19 protein-coding genes and 1 other RNA gene are annotated in these 19,368 nt (G+C 68.9%); 12 read left to right on the top strand and 8 right to left on the bottom strand.

The genetic code is table 11. The features are described 5' to 3' along the window. Positions 1-100: 100 nt before the first annotated feature. The 3 genes from ACQI46_RS06385 to ACQI46_RS06375 all read left to right on the top strand — a co-directional run bounded on the left by ACQI46_RS06385 (position 101) and on the right by ACQI46_RS06375 (position 2,762). Positions 101-403, top strand: coding sequence for a hypothetical protein (locus ACQI46_RS06385; protein WP_427093125.1), 303 nt, complete (start codon positions 101-103; stop codon positions 401-403). Positions 404-507: 104 nt separating this feature from the next. Further along, positions 508-1,746 (top strand): acyltransferase family protein, encoded by a 1,239-nt coding sequence (locus ACQI46_RS06380; protein ID WP_427093124.1) that lies wholly within the window; start codon positions 508-510, stop codon positions 1,744-1,746. A 77-nt stretch (positions 1,747-1,823) separates the two neighbouring features. Further along, complete coding sequence (locus ACQI46_RS06375) at positions 1,824-2,762, top strand: SGNH hydrolase domain-containing protein (protein WP_427093123.1); 939 nt, start codon at positions 1,824-1,826, stop codon at positions 2,760-2,762. A gap of 9 nt (positions 2,763-2,771) precedes the next feature. Here ACQI46_RS06375 and ACQI46_RS06370 read toward each other — a convergent pair whose 3' ends face one another. Then, the gene (locus ACQI46_RS06370) at positions 2,772-3,212 is read right to left on the bottom strand and encodes a hypothetical protein (protein WP_427093122.1); all 441 of its coding nucleotides are present in this window, start codon (positions 3,210-3,212) and stop codon (positions 2,772-2,774) included. 7 nt (positions 3,213-3,219) lie between these two features. Next, positions 3,220-5,784, bottom strand: coding sequence for a multicopper oxidase domain-containing protein (locus ACQI46_RS06365; protein WP_427093121.1), 2,565 nt, complete (start codon positions 5,782-5,784; stop codon positions 3,220-3,222). A gap of 89 nt (positions 5,785-5,873) precedes the next feature. Between ACQI46_RS06365 and ACQI46_RS06360 the strand changes: the two genes are divergently transcribed. Then, entirely contained in the window at positions 5,874-6,488 is a 615-nt protein-coding gene (locus ACQI46_RS06360) for a PepSY domain-containing protein (protein ID WP_427093120.1), read from the top strand. Between the two features lie 25 nt (positions 6,489-6,513). Here ACQI46_RS06360 and ACQI46_RS06355 read toward each other — a convergent pair whose 3' ends face one another. From ACQI46_RS06355 to ACQI46_RS06345, 3 genes are read right to left on the bottom strand one after another with little or no spacing between them, the layout of a single operon-like run. After that, positions 6,514-7,335 (bottom strand): SURF1 family protein, encoded by an 822-nt coding sequence (locus tag ACQI46_RS06355; RefSeq protein WP_427093119.1) that lies wholly within the window; start codon positions 7,333-7,335, stop codon positions 6,514-6,516. A gap of 4 nt (positions 7,336-7,339) precedes the next feature. Further along, positions 7,340-7,831, bottom strand: a complete 492-nt coding sequence (locus ACQI46_RS06350; protein ID WP_427093118.1) for a low molecular weight protein-tyrosine-phosphatase — start codon at positions 7,829-7,831, stop codon at positions 7,340-7,342. Continuing rightward, on the bottom strand, positions 7,824-8,510 hold the full coding sequence (locus ACQI46_RS06345; protein WP_427093117.1) for an HAD hydrolase-like protein: 687 nt from the start codon (positions 8,508-8,510) through the stop codon (positions 7,824-7,826). The genes ACQI46_RS06350 and ACQI46_RS06345 overlap by 8 nt, the downstream gene beginning before the upstream one ends. A 94-nt stretch (positions 8,511-8,604) precedes the next feature. On the opposite strand from ACQI46_RS06345, the gene ACQI46_RS06340 reads away from it, so the two are divergent. Genes ACQI46_RS06340 through ACQI46_RS06330 form a run of 3 tightly spaced genes read left to right on the top strand, consistent with a single transcriptional unit; the run spans position 8,605 to position 11,548 of the window. Further along, positions 8,605-9,732, top strand: coding sequence for a Nif3-like dinuclear metal center hexameric protein (locus ACQI46_RS06340; RefSeq protein ID WP_427093116.1), 1,128 nt, complete (start codon positions 8,605-8,607; stop codon positions 9,730-9,732). Beyond that, on the top strand, positions 9,729-10,466 hold the full coding sequence (locus ACQI46_RS06335; RefSeq protein WP_427093115.1) for a zinc ribbon domain-containing protein: 738 nt from the start codon (positions 9,729-9,731) through the stop codon (positions 10,464-10,466). Before ACQI46_RS06340 ends, ACQI46_RS06335 begins: the two co-directional genes overlap by 4 nt. After that, positions 10,463-11,548, top strand: coding sequence for a bifunctional RNase H/acid phosphatase (locus tag ACQI46_RS06330; protein ID WP_427093114.1), 1,086 nt, complete (start codon positions 10,463-10,465; stop codon positions 11,546-11,548). The genes ACQI46_RS06335 and ACQI46_RS06330 overlap by 4 nt, the downstream gene beginning before the upstream one ends. Here the strand turns inward: ACQI46_RS06330 and ACQI46_RS06325 are convergent. Then, the gene (locus ACQI46_RS06325; RefSeq protein ID WP_427093113.1) at positions 11,539-12,117 is read right to left on the bottom strand and encodes a helix-turn-helix domain-containing protein; all 579 of its coding nucleotides are present in this window, start codon (positions 12,115-12,117) and stop codon (positions 11,539-11,541) included. The two genes, ACQI46_RS06330 and ACQI46_RS06325, sit on opposite strands and share 10 nt — an antisense overlap. 46 nt (positions 12,118-12,163) lie before the next feature. On the opposite strand from ACQI46_RS06325, the gene ACQI46_RS06320 reads away from it, so the two are divergent. The 3 genes from ACQI46_RS06320 (at position 12,164) to rnpB (ending at position 14,175) form a co-directional block, all read left to right on the top strand. Further along, positions 12,164-13,081, top strand: a complete 918-nt coding sequence (locus ACQI46_RS06320; protein WP_427093112.1) for an NAD(P)/FAD-dependent oxidoreductase — start codon at positions 12,164-12,166, stop codon at positions 13,079-13,081. Further along, positions 13,078-13,698 carry a class I SAM-dependent methyltransferase gene (locus ACQI46_RS06315; RefSeq protein ID WP_427093111.1) on the top strand — a complete coding sequence of 207 codons (621 nt, stop codon included), beginning with the start codon at positions 13,078-13,080 and terminating at the stop codon, positions 13,696-13,698. The genes ACQI46_RS06320 and ACQI46_RS06315 overlap by 4 nt, the downstream gene beginning before the upstream one ends. A gap of 50 nt (positions 13,699-13,748) precedes the next feature. After that, an RNA gene (rnpB, locus tag ACQI46_RS06310) (RNase P RNA component class A) lies at positions 13,749-14,175 on the top strand. On the opposite strand, the gene ACQI46_RS06305 is transcribed toward rnpB, so the two are convergent. Next, on the bottom strand, positions 14,169-15,674 hold the full coding sequence (locus ACQI46_RS06305; RefSeq protein ID WP_427093110.1) for a CYTH and CHAD domain-containing protein: 1,506 nt from the start codon (positions 15,672-15,674) through the stop codon (positions 14,169-14,171). The two genes, rnpB and ACQI46_RS06305, sit on opposite strands and share 7 nt — an antisense overlap. Before the next feature lie 139 nt (positions 15,675-15,813). Here ACQI46_RS06305 and ACQI46_RS06300 point away from each other — a divergent pair, with 139 nt between their 5' ends. Then, complete coding sequence (locus ACQI46_RS06300; RefSeq protein WP_427093109.1) at positions 15,814-17,595, top strand: fatty acyl-AMP ligase; 1,782 nt, start codon at positions 15,814-15,816, stop codon at positions 17,593-17,595. 12 nt (positions 17,596-17,607) lie between these two features. Beyond that, positions 17,608-18,387, top strand: coding sequence for an enoyl-CoA hydratase/isomerase family protein (locus ACQI46_RS06295; protein ID WP_427093108.1), 780 nt, complete (start codon positions 17,608-17,610; stop codon positions 18,385-18,387). Here the strand turns inward: ACQI46_RS06295 and panB are convergent. After that, entirely contained in the window at positions 18,384-19,223 is an 840-nt protein-coding gene (panB, locus tag ACQI46_RS06290) for a 3-methyl-2-oxobutanoate hydroxymethyltransferase (RefSeq protein WP_427093107.1), read from the bottom strand. The two genes, ACQI46_RS06295 and panB, sit on opposite strands and share 4 nt — an antisense overlap. Positions 19,224-19,368 lie beyond the last annotated feature (145 nt).

Raw genomic sequence — 19,368 nt, 5'->3', positions numbered from 1 at the left:
CGCGGCCCTGATGCAAACAGTGCGAAGACGGCTCACATGTTTAAGTCGGGCATGGGTAGGGGACGTCCATCGAACGGTGACTGAAAGGAGTCAAGCTCTCATGGCCGACCCCGCTGAAGACCCCGTCGACCACCACCGCACCCATCTGCCGCGCGCCGGCGAGGCAGTGAAGAACTCTGCCGGCAGACCCGGGCTGATCGCGATCGGCATCGGCGTCTTCGCCGTCATGATCTCCATCGCGAGTTTCGGTACCGGACGCACCACTCTCGGGATGGTCGCCGCGGTACTCGCTGCGGTGGGAATCGTGTTCGGGCTGGCATGGATCGCCAAAGAGCGGAAGCGGGTTTCGCGAGACGCGGCCCGGTCGCGCGATGGACGCGGAGCGGCTCCGCCGACCGCATAGTCAGCCGACTCCGCCGGGTAGCAGCAGAGGTTAGCCTACCCTCTGTTAGGCTCCCGCCCTGGAGTTACACCCGTAGCTCCCGGGGTAGAGCAAAGGCGGGATGGGTGGCGGTTGCAGTCGGTGCCGCCCGCGGCGATCAGCGCACCTCCTCGCACCCCTCCCGCCGCGCCGACATCCAAGGCCTGCGTGCGGTGGCGGTGCTGGTGGTCATCCTCGATCACGTCGGCATGCCGGGCTTTTCCGGCGGCTTCGTCGGCGTGGACGTCTTCCTCGTGATCTCCGGCTACGTGATCACCCGGATGCTGCTGCAGGCGTCGGGGCAGTCCCGGGGCGCATGGTTTCTCGACTTCTACGCCAAGCGTGCCCGCAGGATCGTCCCCGCCGCGACGCTGGTGATCGCCCTGACGGTGATCGCGACCTTCGAGCTCACCAGTTTCCTGCGGGGAGCCCGGGTACTGCCCGATGCGACCGCCGCCTCGTTGTTCTTGGCGAATTTCCGCTTCATCGAGACCGGCACCGACTACGCCCGGCTCGGTGGCGATCCATCTCCGCTGCAGCACTATTGGTCGCTGGCGGTGGAGGAGCAGTTCTACCTGGTGTGGCCGCTGCTGATGATCCTCGCGATCGCCATCGCGGCCCGCGCGCGCCGGATCACGCTGCAGCAGATGCTGTGCGGGCTGCTGGCCGCGATCATCGTGGCCGGCTACGCGTATTCGGTCGTGTTGACGTCGGTCAACGGCGCCGCGGCATTCTTCTCGCCGCTGACCCGCGCGTGGGAGCTGGCGATCGGCTGTCTGATCGCGGTGGCCCAACCGTGGTTGGCCACCAGGATTGCGGCGAACCCGGTGACGGCCACCGTTCTGGGTTGTTCCGGTCTCGCGGCGATCCTCTGGTCGGTCGTCTTCCTCGATGACACCAGCCGTTTCCCGGGTTCGGTCGCCGCGGTCCCGGTGCTCGGCGCCGCGGCACTTCTCGTGGCCGGGATGTGTGCGCAGCGGACGGTTGCGGCCACCGTGCTGGGCTGCCGCCCGGTCGTCTACATCGGCGACATCTCCTACTCGCTCTACCTTGTGCACTGGCCGCTCTTCGCCATCGCCGCAGTCCGCCTCGGCGACGAATTCTCCTGGGTGGTACAGGTGCTCCTCATCGGTGCGACCTTCGTGGGTGCGGCCGCCATGTACCACGGATTCGAGAACCCGATCCGTCGGTCGAGCGTCCTTGCGTCGCGCCCGTGGTTGAGCCTGGCCATCGTTCCGTTGAGCATCGCGGTCATCTTCGCCGTCGCGGCCTTCGAGCGTTACCGGTGGGCCCTGCCGGTTCCCCTTGTTCAGCAGTTGTTGTGAGTGTCTTCGGGAAGGATCGTGGAATGGCGAAGCGTTTTGCCGCCAAAACCATTGCGGGCGTAGCGATGTGCGCTGCAATGGTGACAGCCGGGTGTCAGGCGGCCGTCGAGCGGTCGGCTCCGGAGATCGCTCTGGAATCCGCGCCCGTTCCCGCCGCGGTGGCACAAGCCGAGGTGTTGAATGCGGTTCAGGTCGCCGCCGGGCTGCGTGACCTTCCCCCGAACATCACCAATGACGAGCTGCTGGCCGCCAGTGGCGACTACTCCGATCAATGGTCGATCGAGGGTTGCGAGCCGGCGCTGGAACAGAGTCGGCTCGACGACATCGGGCCGTGCACCCTCGGTGACACCGCCGGCGAGCGGACCATGGTCATGATCGGTGACTCTGCCGCCTCGATGTGGCACAAGGCCTTCGATCTGATCGGCAAACGCACCGGATGGCGGGTGATCGCGCTGACGAAAAGCAACTGCGGCCCCGCATCATTGACCTACTACCAGTGGCAGCTCGAACGCGCCTACACCGAATGCGACGACTGGCAGGACTGGCGGATGGAGGTCATCGGTCAGGAAAAGGCCGAGATCGTGGTGATGGCGGGCTGGTACGACGGCGGCAACCAGGGCCCCGGAACCGAAACAACTCCGGAGATCTGGCGCGACGGCTTGGTGAAGACCATGCGAGAACTCCCCGCAGGCACGAAGACGTTCATGCTCGGCAACATTCCGCGGCCGTCGGAAAGCCCGTCGGAGTGTGTGGCCAACAACCCCACCGACCTCACCCGCTGTGCCGTGCCGGCCGCCGACGCTGTAGCGACCACAGCGGGGTGGACGGATGCCGCAGAACTCACGGGACAGACGTTCATCAATGTCGACCCATGGTTCTGCACCGAGGTCTGCCCGGCGGTGATCGCCGACCAACTCGTCTACTCCGGCAGGTACCACGTCACGTCGCAGTACGCCCAGTACCTGTCGGGGTCCATCGAGGAGATCATGGCGCCGGCGCTGAACGCGCCGCGCTGACATCGAGGCTCAACCCTCGGCCAGCCAGGTGGCCAGCAGGACCACGCCGAGCGAGCCGACCAGCGACGCGATCGAGGCGGCCCGAGCCCCTTCCGTGCGTCCTCGGGACTGGGCGATGCCGTGCAGGGTCGCGGCGACCATCACCCCGGTGAACAGGACCAGCTTGAGCACCAGGATGCGTCCGTAGCCGGGCTGCGCCAGCGACGCCCAGGTGACGCCGTAATGCCAGGCCAGCAGCACGCCCGTCGCGATCTGCACCGGCAGGAACAGCATCATCGTGATCCGGGCAAACTGCTTGCCCACTGCCCGCATCACGGCGGCGCGGTCAGCGACACCGAGACGTTCGCGCACCTGCGGCAGGACGATCAACGTGACGGTCAGCTGCCCGCCGACCCACACGATCGCACCCACCACATGGACGAAGCGCACGACGGTCCAGATGTCGAACATCGCCAGCTCACTCCGTGACCGCGACGACGCCGTGGGCGCCGTTCTCGCCGTGACGCATGTCGTGATCGACGAACGGATAATTGCCGGCCTCGGGGAACGTCAGCTCCACGAACCCACCCTGAGCCGGCGCCAGATTCAGAACCTGCGCCCCACCAACACTTTCCGGTGACGGCCGAAGCAACCACGCCCCCTCGGCGTAGACGGTGTCGAACTGTCCACCCACGACGTGGAAAGCCGTGCTGTCCCCGGGTCCGGCGTTGACCACCCAGATGCGCACCCGGTCACCGACGCGCGCGGTCAGCGGTGCATGGTCGTACTGCGCGGCCATGCCGTTGAACGCCCAGCCGTCGGGATCGCCGGAGCGCAGCTTGTCGGTCTGGATCTGACTTCCCGGCTCACCGAGATACAACTGCGAACTCACCAGCGCGTACTCGTGGTCGACCGGTGCCAGATCCGGCGGGTCGATGATCACCGCGCCGTACATGCCGTTGGCGATGTGCAGCGACATCGGCATGGTGGCGCAGTGGTACAGCCACGCCCCGGCATGGTGTGCGGTGAACCGGTAGGTCAGTCGCTCTCCGGGGGTGATGGTCCGCATCGGCACGTCGGGGGCCAGCATGCCGGCGTGGAAGTCGATGCTGTGGCCCATCGTGCCGTCGTTGATCAGCGTCACCTCGAACCGGTCGCCGACCTTGCCGCGCAACGTGGGTCCCGGCACGGAATTGCCGAAGGTCCAACGTCTTTCGATGCGACCGGGCGCGACTTCCATGTCGCGCTCGGTGACCGTCAACTCGACCCTGTGCAGCGGGCCGGCGGCCGGCGCGAGGCGCGCGTCGTGGGGTGTCCAACCGCGGCCGGGTTCCGCGGTCAGGTCCAGAGCTTCCGGGGCGGCGGCCTCGTCACCGAGGTGGACAGCATGCTCGCCAGGGGCGCCGGCGGCGGTCCGGATGGACATCGTCATCCCGGCGGCGCGATGCCCGGCCACGGTGCACCAGCCCTGCACATCGGCGTCGACCACCCCGAGATCGAGCAGCGCGGTCTGGCCCTGCCGCAGCAATGGAGTGCGCGCACCGGTGTCGACCCGCAGATCATGGGGCATGGCGTCGGTGTTGGTCACGCGCAGCACCACGTGCGTGCCGGGGGCGACGTCGAGGATGTCGGGCCGGATCCGCATATCCTGCAGTGTCACGTCGACGGTGCGGACCTGCTCGGCGGTGCTCGCCACGGGCCGGCTGGTCTGGCCCGTACCCGCCAGCGCGACCGCCAGCGCCACGACGGCGAGTCCGGCGACGACGCCGGTGGTGGTGCCGGCAACGTGGCGGTGGTCCTCACCGAGGGATCCGCGCCGCGCCACCGGGACCGCGATGCGCAGCGCCTGCACGAGGAACGTCGCCAGGCTCACCGCGGCCAGCGTCCATCCGATCAGCGGCAGGGGAGCGGGCCACGGACCGGCCACCAGGGGCACGGCGATGTTGAGCAGCAGTACACGCAATTGCCAGCCGCTCCAGAGTGTTTCAGCGATGCGCTTGTGCTCGGCCGGACCACGGCCGAGCACCGCCGGGAGTAACTGGGTCAGTGCGCCGAGCAGCACCTGCAGCGTGAAACCCACCGCCAACACCGGCAGCACGCCGGTGGCGATGGCCGGCAGCGCGGCCAGCGAGCCCGCGGCCACCAGACGCACCGCCTCGGACAGCACCGCGATGCTCAGCCACACCATGGCCGACCCCAGCATCCACGCCGCCGGTCCTTCGGGTCTGCGCTGGACGGCGTTGCCGACCAACGGGGCGACAGCAATACCGATACCTGCCGCATAACTCAGTAGCCCCGCGGTGGTGAGCCAAACTGAGGGGAGCAGCATCCCGACGACCGCGACGACCAGGCCTGCGCAGACCGCGGGCAACGCGCGCCGGGCCGCGGCTGCGGTCTGCGGGCGGATGCGCGCGTGCAATGTGACCGGCCACAGCGTGAACATGGTTCCCAGGACGGACAGCCCCACCCAGCCGAGCAGGGCGAGGTGCACGTGGGCCGACCACAGCCGCGCGTACCAGTCGGCCGACCCGAGGGCCAGCAGCGCGCCGGTGACCGCGCCGAATGCGAGCATCACACTGGCCGCGCAGTAGAAGCCCGGCAGGTAGTCGAACGCTTCCGGCGCCGAACCTCTCGTCGCGCGGCGCAGATGTAGGGCGTGCACAGTGGCGATCACCGTGATGCCGGTGCTGCCGAGGCCGACCAGCGCGGCAATGTCGGTGCTCACCCCGACCAGCACGGCAACAACGAAGGAGTTCAACGCAGTCAGGCCGAGGGCGAGACGCCGTGGCGGCGGACTGGGCATGCGGCAGAACGCTTCGGCGAAGTGCTCCGACCACAGGACGATGGCGTTGGTCACCGCACCCAACATCAGTGCGTGGAGCGCGACCCAGGCGGGGACGCCGAGTGCAGCGTGCGCGGCCAGCAATCCGATGGCAACCGTCAGCCAGACAAGCACGACGACGTTGCCCCACATGAACACCGGCCCGCGCGGACCGTTGCGACGGCGCTGCACGTGCGGCGCGGTCAGATTGTCGGTAGCCACCCTTCCAGGCAACGCCGACGGCAGGCGGGCTGGTAGGGGCGTTGGTCCCGATCCGGTTGGCCGGGCATCCGGCGGGGTAGCCCCGATCCATGGCGCTGCGTCACGATCTTTCGGCCGGTATCGCTGCGGTTGCGCTCGCGGGTGCGCTGAGTGCGTGCGGGAACGGCGGTGAGACGCCACCTCAGACGGTGACCGAGACGGTCACCGACACGACCGGCGCGGCAGCGAGCCCGCCGCCACCGGGCCCGACCCCGACGTCGGCCTCGCTTCTCCCGCCGACCCCCGCCGGTCCGGGTCTGCCGGTACCGGCCGCGCGGGAGGCCCTGCGCACCGCCACCGGAGCTGTCCCGAACGGCCGGCCCTACGACGTCCAGGTCGAAACGCGTGACGGTCAACGGGTGTTCGAGATCGAAGTCGCGTCCAACGGCGAGGAGTTCGACGTCGTTGTCGACGCCGAAGGAACCCGAGTGATCTCGTCGGCGCGTCAGGACGGTCCCGACGACGACGCCCGCAGAGCCGAGTCGATCGGCGTGGACGCCGCGCGTGCGCTGCAGACCGCGGCCGACCGGGAACCCGACACGATGCTCGACGAGATGGAGATCGACACCGACGGCGCTCAGGTGATCTGGAAGATCGACCTGGTGCGTGCCGACGGCTCCGAGGTCGAGGTCCGCGTCGACGCGCAGGACGGCAGCATCCGCTGACCGCAGGCCGCGCATGCCGTAGCGGTCAGTGCCGCCGCCCGTAGCGGTCGGCCAGCTTCTCGTCGGAGGTGAGTTCGCTCGTGTCATCGGACGCGCGGGCGAGTGCCTTCTCGCGGCGGCGGACCTTGATCTCGGAGTACACGAAATAACCGACGCCGACCGGGGCCAGGATGCCGAACGCGATCCACTGGATCCCGTAGGACAGGAACGGACCCGCATCGAGATGCGGCAGCGGGATCGCCCCCAGCCCACCGGGCTGGTTGTCGGTCAGCTGAAGGTACGTCGATGTCAGCGGCACACCGGTCAGTGCCGAGATCTGCGCGGTATTGATGGAGTACACCTGCAGGTGGCCGTCGGCTTCGAACGGCGTCTTGCCCTGGGCCAGAGCCTCGGTGTCGCGTAACCGCGCCGTGATGGTCACGGTCTCGTCCGGAGCCTGTGGTATCTCAGGGACCTGGGAGCCCCCCACCGGGCGGACGAATCCACGGTTGACCAGCACCGTGGGCCCGTCGTCGACGGCGAACGGTACGAGGACTTCGAACGCCGGTTCCCCCTCGATGGTTCGCAGCCGCGCCAGCACCTGCTTGTCGGGAAGGTAGCGTCCGGTCGCGTTGACCTGCTGCCACTGCTCGTCGGGGGCAGCCGAATCCTGGTGCGGCAGAACCGTCGTCAACGCGACGGGAGCTGCCTCCAGAGAGCGGGCGATCTGCGCGTTCTCCCGTGAGGTCTTGGTGTTCTTGCCCAGCTGCCACGGCGCGAGCACCGTGAAACACAGGTACGCGAACGCCAGGACCACGACGTAGAGCGCCAGCCACTGGGGCCGCAGCAGGAACGCGAAGCGCCGCATGATCTCAGCTGACCTTCCGATGGGCCAACTGCTCGTCGACCCAGTCGTGCAGTCCGGGCAGCGCCGCCTCGATCACGGTGAACACCTCGTCGAAGTCGTCCTGCGTGCCGTAGTAGGGGTCTTCGACGTCCAGGGCGTGGGCGCCGGACCGAGAATCGAAGGACCGCAGCATCCGCAACCGCTCGGTCGGGACACCGGCCTCGGACAGGAACCGCAGGTGGTTGCGGCCCAGGGCGATCACCAGGTCGGCCGACAGGTGTTCGTCGGTGAGTTGCGTCGCGCGGTGCTCGGTCGGGTAGCCGTGCTCACGCAACACATGCCCGGCGCGACGGTCGGCCGGCTCACCCTCGTGCCAGTGACCGGTGCCGGCGCTGGTGACCCGGACCAGCTCGCCGAGACCGCGCTCGCGGATCTGGTGGGCGAACATCTTCTCCGCGATCGGGCTGCGGCAGATGTTGCCCGAACACACGAATGTGATGTGCAGCAGTTCAGACACCGAGCACCTCGCGCAGCTCGGCGACGGTAGCGACATGGGCCAGCGCGCCGCCGGAGCTGTCGCGGAAATCCTCGGCGCCGTAGCCCCAGCCCACCACGACGGTGCCGATGCCGTGCTCGGCCGCGCCTTCGACGTCGTGGGAGCGGTCACCGATCATCGTCACCCGCTCGGGCACCGGGGCCAGCGCAGCCAACGCGCGCGCGACCACGTCGGCCTTACGGGCGCGGGTCCCGTCGGGGCTGGCGCCGGCGATCACCTCGAAGCAGCCGTCCAGGTCGAAGTGGGCCAGGATGCGTTGCGCGGTGGGCTCGGCTTTCGATGTGGCCACCGCCATCCGTACCCCGGCGGCCTGCAGATCGGCCAGCAGATCGGCGATCCCGTCGAACGGGCGGTTCATCAACCAGCCGCGGGTGGTGTAGTCGGCGCGGTAAGCCGCGATCGCCTCGTCGGCGCGCTCGCCCAGGCCGAGCTGGCGCAGCGTGGTCGGCATCGGCGGCCCCACGATGCGGCTGACCAGATCGCCCTCGGGCACCGGCGCGTCCACGGCCTCCAGCGCATGGCGGAAGCTGGCGACGATGCCCTCGGCAGAGTCGGTCAGCGTTCCGTCCAGGTCGAAGATCACCAGGTCGCCCCGGCTCACCGGGACGAGGCTGCGGGCACTGTCGAGCGTGTCGGTCACGCCCCCATTGTCCAGCAATGTCCACCTGCCCGAACCGGCGCACTAGTGTCGTGGCAGGCATGCGGCAGTCCAGCGACGACGACGAGGTGAGGCGATGACGGTGCGGCTCGGCGACATCATCGATGTCCTCGACGAGGCCTACCCGCCCGCCCTCGCGCAGAGCTGGGACTCGGTCGGGCTCGTGTGCGGCGACCCGTCCGAGCCCGTGGACTCCGTCACCGTGGCGGTCGACGCGACCGCCGAGGTGGTGGCGACGGTGCCCGAGCGCGGCCTGCTGCTCGCGCACCACCCACTGCTGCTGCGCGGCGTCGACACGGTGTCGGCCGACACCGCCAAAGGCGCGCTCATCCACTCGCTGATCCGCACCGGACGCGCTCTGTTCACCGCGCACACCAACGCCGACAGCGCCTCACCCGGGGTGTCCGACGCGCTGGCCGACGCGCTCGGACTGCAGGTGACCGACGTGCTGTCCCCGGTTCCCGCCGGACCCACACTCGACAAATGGGTGGTGTTCGTGCCCGCCGAGAACGCCGAGGCGGTACGTGCGGGCATGTTCGCCGCCGGTGCCGGCGAGATCGGTGACTACTCGCACTGCAGCTGGAGCGTGCCGGGCACGGGCCAGTTCCTTCCCCACGACGGCGCCTCCCCGGCCATCGGAACCGTCGGCACCGTCGAGCAGGTGGCCGAGGACCGGGTCGAGATGGTGGCCCCGGTGAGCCGTCGCGGCGCTGTGTACGCCGCCCTGCGCGCCCACCACCCGTACGAGGAGCCCGCCTTCGACGTGATCACGCTGCAGACCCCGCCCGGTGACGTCGGCCTGGGGCGCATTGCGACCCTGCCGTCTCCGGAACCGTTGGCGGCGTTCGTATCCCGGGTCCGGGCAGGCCTGCCCGCGACGTCGTGGGGAGTCCGTGCCGGCGGGGACCCCGCCACGACGGTGCATCGCGTAGCGGTGTGCGGTGGCGCCGGGGATTCCCTGCTGAGCGAGGTCGCGGCGGCCGGGGTGCAGGCCTACGTGACCGCCGACCTGCGTCACCACCCGGCCGACGAGCACCGCCGGGTCAGCGACGTCGCACTCGTCGACGTGGCGCACTGGGCCAGTGAACAACCATGGTGCGGCCAGGCGGCCGAACTGTTGCGGGCGCGGTTCGGCGCGGCGCTGCCCGTCACCGTGTCCGAGGTGCGCACCGACCCGTGGAACATCGAGGGAGACTGCTCGTGAAAGCCGACGTCAACCAGCAGCGGTCGCTGCTGGAACTGTCCGAACTCGACGCGCAGCTCAGCCGCGTCGCGCACCGGTTGAAGAACCTGCCCGAGCAGGCTCAGCTGACCGAGGCGCAGACCGCGCTGCGCCAAGCCGGCGACAAGCTCGCGGTCGTGCAGATCGCGCTCGAGGACATCGACGCGCAGGTCGCCAAGTTCGAGCACGAGATCGACGGCGTGCGTCAACGCGAGGACCGCGACCGCTCCCTGATGGCCGGCGGCACCGTCGACGCCAAGCAACTGACCGAACTGCAGCACGAGCTCGGGACCCTCGAACGGCGCCAGGCCAGCCTGGAGGATTCGCTGCTGGAGGTGATGGAACGGCGCGAAGAACTCGAAGCCGAGATCGCGCGGCAGCGGCAGACCGTCGACGACCTGCAGACGGCCCACGACGACGCCCAACGCACCTGCGACGACGCCCGCGCCGAACTGGAGCGGACCCGCGAGGAGACCACCGGGCGCCGCGACCGACTGGCCGCGCAGATCGACGAAGCGCTGCTGACGCTCTACGAACGCCAGCGCTCCCGCAACGGCGTGGGCGCCGGCGCGCTGCAGGGCAGGCGGTGCGGGGCGTGCCGGTTGGAGATCGACCAGGGGGAACTGGCGCGCATCGCCGCAGCCGACGATGACGACGTGCTGCGCTGCCCCGAATGCTCGGTGATCCTGTTGCGGGTCAAGGGATATCAAGCGTGAAGGTGATCGTCGAGGCCGACGGCGGCTCTCGCGGCAATCCGGGTCCGGCCGGATACGGCGCCGTGGTCTGGTCCGCCGACCGCGCGCACGTGCTCGCCGAGACACAGCAGGCCATCGGACGGGCCACCAACAACGTCGCCGAGTACCGGGGCCTGATCGCCGGCCTGGAGTCCGCGCGGGACGCCGGCGCCACCGAGGTCGACGTACGGATGGACTCCAAGCTGGTGGTCGAGCAGATGGCCGGCCGCTGGCGCGTCAAGCACCCCGACCTCGCGGCGCTGCACCAGCAGGCCGGGCAGGTCGCCCGCGATTTCGACCGCATCACCTACACGTGGATCCCGCGCGCGCAGAACAGCCATGCCGATGCCCTGGCCAACGCCGCCATGGATGCCGAACTGCCGGCCGCGGACACCACAGCGGAACCGAAAACCCATGTGGTCACCAACCCGGCCGGATGGACGGGCGCCCAGGGGGCGCCGACGAGGCTGATGTTGCTGCGGCATGGGCAGACCGAACTGTCGGTGCACCGCCGGTATTCCGGGCGCGGCAACCCCCCGTTGACCGAGCTGGGCGTCCGGCAGGCCGACGCGGCGGCCCGCTATCTGGCGGGCATGGGCGGTATCGATGCCGTCGTGGCGTCGCCGTTGCAGCGCGCCTACGACACCGCGGCCGCCGCGGCCAAGGCACTCGACCTCGACGTCGAGGTCGACGACGATCTGATCGAGACGGATTTCGGTGCGTGGGAAGGGCTGACGTTCGGTGAGGCCGCGCAGCGCGACCCCGCGCTGCACGGTCAGTGGCTGCGCGACACCGCCGTATCACCGCCCGGCGGTGAGAGTTTCGATGCCGTCGCTACGCGGGTGCGTCGTGTTCAGCAGCGGCTCACCACCGACCGCGCGGGGCAGACGGTGCTCGTCGTTTCCCACGTGACCCCGATCAAGACGTTGCTGCGGCTGGCGCTCGACGCCGGACCGAACATCCTGTACCGGCTACATCTGGATCTGGCATCGCTGTCGGTCGCGGAGTTCTATCCCGACGGGGTGGCGTCGGTGCGTCTGGTCAACCAGACCTCCTACTTGTGATCAGTGTGCACGTGCACCCGTTGCCCGTGCAGCCCGAACAGCGCGACCGCCTCCACCGGCCCGTCGACCGCGCCGAACCAGTGCGGTGTCCACGTCGAGAACTCCACCGCCTCACCGGGATCGATGGTGAAGTCGCGGTCGCCGAGCAGTAGGCGCAGACGCCCCGACAGCACATACATCCAGTCGTGTCCCTCATGGACCGGAAGCTCGGTCGGCGGCTTACGCCGGCGCGCGCTGATGCGGATCTTGTAGGCGTGCAGACCGCCGGCCGGCCCACCGGCCGTCAGCGGCCAGAACGTGATCTGGTCACGCGTATGTGCGGTCCCGCGCACCCGGGGGTCCTCGACGGTCGGCGGGGTGAGCAGTTCGTCGGTACTGACCGACAGCGCCGCGGCCAGTCGGGGCAGGTGGTCGAGTGCCAACCGGCGCTTGCCCGACTCCAGGCGGCTCAGCGTCGACACGTCGATGTTGGCGCGCTGCGCGACGTCTTCCAGCGTCATGGCCCGCTGTTGGCGCAGCTGCCGGAGCCGGCTGCGCACCCGGGCATCGAAATCGTCGTTTGCCTCCATGGCAAGAAATCTTGGCAGGACGACGCGCGTGGGGCAAGGTCGGGTCATGGACAAGATCTGGGATTGCGTGATCGTCGGAGGCGGGGCGGCCGGACTGAGTGCGGCGCTCGTTCTGGGGCGGGCGAGGAAAGACACCCTCGTCGTGGATTCCGGTGCGCAGAGCAACCTTTCAGCGCCGGGCATCGGGGGACTGCTTGGCTACGACGGCGAACCTCCGGCCCAGCTCTACGCCCGTGGGCGTCGGGAACTGGACCGGTACCCGTCGGTGACGGTGCGCGACGGAGAAGTGCTCACCGCAACACCGAACGAGGGCGGCTTCACCGTCGATCTGGCCGACGGCAGCAACGCGCGGACGCGACGACTGCTGTTGGCCACCGGTATGCGCTACGAATACCCGGACGTGCCGGGGCTGTCGCAACTGTGGGGTTCCACAGTGTTCCACTGTCCCTTCTGTCACGGCTGGGAAGTCCGTGACCAGCCGCTCGCGGTGCTGGCCGCCGGTGCGCAGGCGGTCCACAAAGCGCTGCTGTTGCGCGGCTGGAGCTCCGACATCATCCTGCTCACCGACGGTCCGCCGGCCATCCCGGAGGATGACCTCGCCCGCCTGAGCGCAGCGGGAATCAGGATCGACGACCGCCCGGTGGCGCGCGTGGTGGCCGAAGACTCCCAGCTGGCATCGGTGGAGTTCGCCGACGGCGATCGGCTGGCGCGTCGCGGGCTTCTGGTGTCCAGCGCGCTGTACCAACGCAGCGCGCTGGCGGCGAAACTCGGCGTCAGATTCGCTGCGGCGAACCCGATCTCAGCCGAGGCCATCGAGATCGATCCGATGTATCAGACATCGGTTCCCGGTGTGTTCGCCGCCGGCGATGTCTGTGCCCAACTGCCGCAGGTCGCGGCGGCAATCGCAGCGGGATCGGGTGCTGCGGCATCCGTGGTCCGCAGCCTGATGGAGGAGACCCGATGAACGGACCCGAGGACGTCAAAGAGCATTGGGAGAATCGCTATTCGGAGCGGACCCAGATATGGAGCGGGCGCGCCAACCACTGGCTCGAGAAGGTGGCGGGACCGCTGACTCCGGGCCGGGCCCTCGACCTCGGGTGTGGCGAAGGCGCGGACTCGGTGTGGCTGGCCGAGAAAGGTTGGCAGGTGGTGGGAGTCGACATCTCCGAAACCGCACTCGAACGTGCGGCCGCGGCAGCCGAGCAGCGCGGCGTCGGCGGCCGGGCGCGGTTTGTGCAGTGCGATCTGTCCGCCGATTTCCCCGACGGTGAGTTCGACCTGGTGTCGGCGCACTTCCTGCAGTCGTTCGTGCACCTGGACCGGCCGAGGATCTTCCGGTCCGCCGCCGCGGCCGTCGCGGCGGGCGGAACGCTGCTGATCGTCGACCACGCCGCCGCGCCGCCGTCGGCCGACCACCTGCACGACTTCGTGTTCCCCACCGTCGACGACGTGCTGGGCGCTCTCGACATCGACGCGCACTGGGAACAGGTGCACGCCGCCACCGTCGAACGCGACGGCGTCGGGCACGACGGCGAGCCGGCCGTGCTGCTGGACAACTTGGTCGTGCTGCGGCGTCGCTGATCAGTTCATTACCGCTGACGGCGCAGAACGACTACCTTGTGTATCGCGGATGAGCTGGCTGGGCGGCCGCGGACCGTTGACTGGCCGGATGGGGGATGAAGGTCGATCGACGGTTCGAGGAAAGTCCGGACTTCACAGAGCAGGGTGATTGCTAACCGCAATCCGAGGTGACTCGCGGGAAAGTGCCACAGAAAACAGACCGCCGCCGCGTTCGCGCGGAGGTAAGGGTGAAACGGTGCGGTAAGAGCGCACCAGCGTTCCGGGTGACCGGGACGGCTAGGTAAACCCCACCCGAAGCAAGGCCAAGAATGCCGCGTGGAGGGCGCGGCAGCGCAGGCGCTCGAGGGCTGCTCGCCCGATGCCTGCGGGTAGGCCGCTCGAGGTACCCGGCAACGGTGTGCCCAGATGGATGGTCGCCGCCCTACCGCCAGCGATGGCGGCAGGGAACAGAATCCGGCTTACAGGCCAGCTCATCCGCCCTTCTTGGCTTTGGCGATCGCCTTGGCCGCGGCCTTGTCCAGCGCCTTCAGAGCATCGTCCAGCTGCTCTTCGCAGCGCTGAGCCGTCTCGATCTCCCGCTGATAGAGCACCCCGTAGGTGAACGTGTCCTCGCCGGCGGCGTGGGCGAGCTCAGCCACCCGCAACAGGTGCGCGCGGCTGACCACGCTGTCCTGATGATCGCCGAGCAACGACTGCACGGCTTTCGCGCGCTCGGCCACCTTGTCCTTGCCGGTGGCTGCGGCCGTGTAGCGCAGTCGTTTGGCGCGCTTGCGAATTCGGTGCAGGGCCTCGTCGGCGTCGGATTCCGGGTCCTTCGCTGCCTTGCGCGCCTTCTTGGCGGCCTTGCGGACCCGCGTGTAGGCCACGTCGATCCGTTCCCCGGTGGAGCTTTCGGGAGCCGACTCGCTCTGATCGCCACTTGTCAGGGACTCCAGCGCGTCGAGCAGCCGGAAGTAGCGCGGCGAGCGCATGGCTGCCAGAGAGCGCTTCCAGCCGGTCTGATACCGCTTCTGCGCACCCTCGACCAGACGCTGGTGCACGGGCCCGCGCACCTGATCGGCCGGAAGCGCATCCAGCGCATCCTCGTAACGCTCCGCCAAGACTTCGGCGTCGCGGGCAACACCCAGCACTGCGCCGAGCTCGCGGAGTTCGTCGAGGACCCAGTCGTCAGCACCCGCGAACGCGCCTTCCGCCGACTGCAGGAGACTGCGGATCTTGCGCACGGTGACGCGCATCTGGTGCACCGCGTCATGCGCGTCGGCGCGTACCGCACGGTCCCACTCCAGCAGCTCGGCGACCAGGTCGGCCACGGCTTGGTGCAGGGGATCGGTTGCAGCCGAGGACTTTTCGGGGGTCGCCACCGGACCCATCACCCGGCCGAGCTTGGACCCGTGGCCGGCCGGCTGCGCACCGGCGTCGAGCAGGCGGTTGGTCAGTCGGTCGAACATCTCGACATCGGCGCCGGGCACCAGCTCCAGTTCCCATTCGCGCCACCGCTGCTCGTCACCGCCTTCGGGGGCGGCGGTGACCTCGTCGTCGCAGAACTCGGCGATCTGTTCGCCGTCGGCGTCGTAGAGCACCTCGACCGTGCGCCGGGTGCTGATGCGCGCCACCGGTGAAAGCGGTGAATCGCGCACGATCGCGAGCACCACGTCGCGGATGCCGGCGGGGATCTCGCTGCTGTCGCCGCCGGTCAGCGGAGCGCGCACCTCGGTGCGGGTGTCGGTTCCCGCGGGCAGCTTGACGTGCCAACCTTCGTCGGTGCCGCCGGTACGGCGGCGCATCGTGATTCGGTGGCGAGCGAGATCGCGGTGTGCTGTGTCGAAGTAGACAGCATCGAGGGACTGTGACGGGCCTCGCTCTACGCGCGCCACGGCCGACAGCCCGTCGAACGACGGCGCCACGGTGCCTTCGACGACTTCGAATTTGCGCTCCATCTCGGTGTACCTGGCGGTTTTGGTCGGGTCAGCGGCCATCGGTCACCTTCATTTCACGCGGGTCAAAGATCACAAGCTTGCCACAGAACGATGAATTATCCACTTACGCCCAGGGACTCGCCGACGAAGTTCGCGGGCCCTCCCGACATTTCCTAAAGCAAGCTCTTAGACTGTTCTTATGAGTCCAGAAACGAGGCTTGAGGAATACCTCGACGCCGAAGGCAATATCGCGATTCCGGCAGGTGTCACGTTGACTTCCTTCCTGGACCGCAACGTCGAGATGTTCGCTGACGAGCCGGCCTACCGATACCTCGATTTCGACCACGACACCACCGTCGAGCTGACCTGGAAGGCAATGGGTGCGCGACTGCGTGCCATCGGCGGAAGGTTGCAGCACCTCACCCGGCCCGGTGACCGCGTGGCGATTCTCGCCCCTCAGGGCGTCGACTACGTCGTCGCCTTCTTCGCCGCCATCCACGCCGGAACGATCGCGGTGCCGCTGTTCGCGCCCGAGCTGCCCGGGCACACCGAGCGGCTCGAGGCGGTGCTCGACGACGCCGAACCCACAGTGGTCCTGACCACCACCTCGGCGGCCAAGGCCGTCGGCGATTTCCTGCGCTCCCTGCCGCGGGACCGCCGTCCCCGCATGATCGCCGTGGACGCGGTGCCCGACACAGTGGGCGCCGGGTTCATGCCGGTGCCGCTCGACACCGACGAGATCGCATACCTGCAGTACACCTCGGGCTCGACCCGCACGCCGGCGGGCGTGGAGATCACGCACCGCTCGGCCTGCACCAACGTCGTGCAGATGATCATGTCGGTCGGGTTGGAGCAGGACATCCGCAGCGTGAGCTGGCTGCCGCTCTTCCACGACATGGGCCTGCTCATGATCATGTTCCCGGCTCTCGCCGGCGGCCACATCACGCTGATGTCACCGGTGTCCTTTGTGCGCCGCCCGTACCGCTGGATCAAGGAGCTGGGCGCCACGGACAAGCCGATGTTCGCCGCGGCGCCGAACTTCGCCTTCGAGCTGGCCGCCACGCGCGGCCTGCCGCCGGCGGGGGAGGAACTCGACCTGAGCAACGTGGCCGGCCTGATCAACGGATCCGAGCCGGTGAGCATGGCCTCGGTCCAGAAGTTCACCGAGGCGTTCGCGCCGTACGGTCTGCGACCGTCGGCCGTCAAGCCGTCCTACGGCATGGCCGAGGCCACGCTGTTCGTCTCCACCACCGCATCGGGATCGGCGCCGAAGGCGGCCTACCTGGACCGTCACGAACTCAACGCCGGACGCGCGGTGGTGGTCCCGGCCGACCATCCGGACGCGGTGCCCCAGGTGTCGTGCGGCCACGTCGCACGCAGCCAGTGGGCCGTCATCGTCGAACCCGACACCGACTCCGAGCTGCCCGACGGGCGTGTCGGTGAGATCTGGCTGCACGGCGACAACATCGGTCGCGGCTACTGGGGTCGCACCGAAGAAACCGAGCTCACGTTCGTCAACAAGCTGCAGACCCGCCTGCAGGCCGGTAGCCACGCCGAGGGCTGCGCCGAAGGCGCCCACTGGCTGCGTACCGGCGACCTCGGTGTGTACATCGACGGCGAGCTGCACATCACCGGCCGCATCAAGGACATGGTGATCGTCGACGGGCGCAACCACTACCCGCAGGACATCGAGGCAACGGTGGCGAAGGCCTCCCCGGCGGTGCGGTCGGGCTTCGTCGCGGCGTTCTCGGTGCCGGGCGCCACCGGTGAGGTGCTGGTCATCGTCGCCGAACGGGCCGCCGGGGCGGGCCGAGTCGACGCGGCGCCGGTCGCCGAGACCATCCGCGCTGCGGTGTCACGCACCCACGCCCTGCCGATCGCTGACGTGAAACTCGTTGCGGCCGGGTCGATTCCGCGTACCACCAGCGGCAAGCTGGCGCGTCGTGCGTGCCGGGCCAAGTATCTGGACGGCACGCTGTAATACAGTCCCGGTGTGACCGAATACCAGACCCTGAGTTTCGAGAAGACCGGCGCGATCGCGCGGATCACGCTGAACCGCCCGGATGCCGCGAACGGCATGAACGGCACCATGACTCGGGAGCTGGCCGACGCCGCTGCCCGGTGCGACAACGCCGAGACCAAGGTCGTGGTGATCACCGGGGCGGGGCGGTTCTTCTGCGCCGGAGGGGATCTCAAGGACTTCTCGACGGCGGAGAGCCGCGGCGGCCACGTCAAGGGCGTGGCCGACGACCTGCACCGGGCGATCTCGAGCTTCGCCCGGATGGACGCGGTCGTCATCACCGCGGTCAACGGCACCGCAGCCGGTGCCGGCTTCTCGCTGGCGGTCACCGGTGACCTGGTGCTGGCCGCGGAGTCGGCGTCGTTCACGATGGCCTACACCCGCGTCGGACTCAGCCCGGACGGCAGCGCGTCGTACTACCTGCCGCGCCTGATCGGCATCGCCAAGACCAAACAGCTGATGCTGACCAACCGCACCCTGTCGGCGCCGGAGGCGGCCGAGTGGGGTCTGGTCACCGAGGTCGTCGCCCCCGACGCATTGGCCGCCCGCGCCGACGAACTGGCCCAGCAGATGGCCGCGACGTCCGCGGGCTCCAATGGTGGAGTGAAGGCGCTGCTGCTGGACACCTTCGGCAACGGGCTCGAACAGCAGATGGAACTGGAGTCCCGACTGATCGCCCGACGCGCCGACTCGAAAGACGGCCGGGAAGGCGTGGACGCGTTCCTGGCCAAACGTAAAGCCGAGTTCGCCTAGAAGGAGTGCTCCTCGGCGGGGAAGGTGCCGTTGGCGACCTCCTCGGCGTACTGGACTGCGGCGCGGCGCAGCTCGTCGCCGACCGCACCGAACCGCTTGACGAACTTCGCGGTCTTGCCGTTGGTCATCCCGGCCATGTCCTGCCACACCAGCACCTGCGCGTCGCAGTTGGGGCCGGCGCCGATTCCGACGGTGGGGATGGTCAGCTTGCCGGTGATCTGGGTGGCCAACTCGGCGGGCACCATCTCCATCACCACCGCGAACGCACCGGCTTCCTGCACGGCGATGGCGTCGTGAATCGTCTGCTCGGCCGCGTCGCCACGGCCCTGGACGCGGAAGCCGCCCAGACCGTTGACGCTCTGCGGGGTGAACCCGATGTGCGCCATGACCGGGATGCCCGCGGCGCTGACCGCGGCGATCTGCTCGGCGACCCGCTCGCCGCCCTCGAGCTTGACCGCATGCGCACCGGTCTCCTTGAGGAACCGCGTCGCCGTGGCCAGAGCCTGCGCCGCGCCGCTCTCGTAGGAGCCGAAGGGCAGATCGGCCACGACCAGGGCGTGCGGGGCACCGCGGACCACGCCGCGCACCAACGGGATCAGCTCGTCGACGGTGACCGGAACGGTGGTGTCGTACCCGTAGACCACGTTTGCCGCGGAGTCACCGACCAACAACACGGGAATCTGTGCGTCGTCGAAGATCGCGGCCGAGGAGTAGTCGTAGGCGGTCAGCATGGCCCACTTGTGGCCTTCTGACTTCCATTTGTGCAGGTGGTGGGTGCGCACTTTGACACGCGGCTTAGGCGTCGAAGCGGCTCCGTAGACGGTGTGCTCAGACATCGTTGTCCCCTCATCGGGTCGGTCGTTCGAAATCCTCGAGGCCACTGCGGGTCCCCGGGTTCGCTGACAGGTCCCTAGTCTGCCACCGTGTTGCGAGCAGGTAAAAGGCGTGTTGAGTGGATTTGCTCACACCCGCGGCGCCCGC

The organism is Mycobacterium sp. SMC-4, from assembly GCF_050205565.1.
Lineage (GTDB): Bacteria > Actinomycetota > Actinomycetes > Mycobacteriales > Mycobacteriaceae > Mycobacterium.
This window is presented reverse-complemented; position numbering and strand designations above follow the sequence as displayed.

Excerpts from the sequence above, each read along its gene's own strand:
- ACQI46_RS06385 (WP_427093125.1), top strand. The coding sequence starts at position 101 with ATGGCCGACCCCGCTGAAGACCCCGTCGACCACCACCGCACCCATCTG.
- ACQI46_RS06320 (WP_427093112.1), top strand. The coding sequence starts at position 12,164 with ATGGACAAGATCTGGGATTGCGTGATCGTCGGAGGCGGGGCGGCCGGA.
- ACQI46_RS06375 (WP_427093123.1), top strand. The coding sequence starts at position 1,824 with ATGGTGACAGCCGGGTGTCAGGCGGCCGTCGAGCGGTCGGCTCCGGAG.
- ACQI46_RS06370 (WP_427093122.1), bottom strand. The coding sequence starts at position 3,212 with ATGTTCGACATCTGGACCGTCGTGCGCTTCGTCCATGTGGTGGGTGCG.
- ACQI46_RS06300 (WP_427093109.1), top strand. The coding sequence starts at position 15,814 with ATGAGTCCAGAAACGAGGCTTGAGGAATACCTCGACGCCGAAGGCAAT.
- ACQI46_RS06340 (WP_427093116.1), top strand. The coding sequence starts at position 8,605 with ATGACGGTGCGGCTCGGCGACATCATCGATGTCCTCGACGAGGCCTAC.
- ACQI46_RS06305 (WP_427093110.1), bottom strand. The coding sequence starts at position 15,674 with ATGGCCGCTGACCCGACCAAAACCGCCAGGTACACCGAGATGGAGCGC.
- ACQI46_RS06355 (WP_427093119.1), bottom strand. The coding sequence starts at position 7,335 with ATGCGGCGCTTCGCGTTCCTGCTGCGGCCCCAGTGGCTGGCGCTCTAC.
- ACQI46_RS06325 (WP_427093113.1), bottom strand. The coding sequence starts at position 12,117 with ATGGAGGCAAACGACGATTTCGATGCCCGGGTGCGCAGCCGGCTCCGG.
- panB (WP_427093107.1), bottom strand. The coding sequence starts at position 19,223 with ATGTCTGAGCACACCGTCTACGGAGCCGCTTCGACGCCTAAGCCGCGT.
- ACQI46_RS06315 (WP_427093111.1), top strand. The coding sequence starts at position 13,078 with ATGAACGGACCCGAGGACGTCAAAGAGCATTGGGAGAATCGCTATTCG.
- ACQI46_RS06360 (WP_427093120.1), top strand. The coding sequence starts at position 5,874 with ATGGCGCTGCGTCACGATCTTTCGGCCGGTATCGCTGCGGTTGCGCTC.